This is a genomic window from Methylococcus sp. S1M, assembly GCF_051295855.1.
Taxonomy (GTDB): Bacteria; Pseudomonadota; Gammaproteobacteria; order Methylococcales; family Methylococcaceae; genus Methylococcus; species Methylococcus capsulatus.
The window spans coordinates 1-236 of record NZ_JBPDXO010000068.1 but is presented as its reverse complement, the minus strand read 5'-3'; the positions used below and the strand labels follow the sequence as shown (position 1 = coordinate 236).

Annotated in this window: 1 protein-coding gene; it reads right to left on the bottom strand. The window is 68.6% G+C overall.

Annotated features, from left to right (window positions below; all coding sequences use genetic code 11):
* Nucleotides 1-236, bottom strand: a 236-nt coding sequence (locus ACSHWJ_RS16090) for a hypothetical protein (RefSeq protein WP_435928799.1), incomplete at both ends; no start/stop codon positions are given.

The window sequence follows — 236 nt, the reverse complement described above, 5'->3', positions numbered from 1 at the left end:
CACCGATGTTCTCCCACACGGCGGTGATGGCATCTTCGGCCAGGCCGAAGCGCTGCAGGAGCGTCAGTGCCTCGTCCTTGGCCGCGGAGATCTGTTCGGCGTAGTCCGGCGGGGTGTCCAGTCCGCGCCGCCGGGTCCAGCTGGTGCTGGTATAGAGCTCCTGCCACAGCGCGCCCGTCCCGGAGTTCCCCTGGGAGGGAGTGGTGGCGCGTATGTCGGCGACGGGGAGCTGAGAA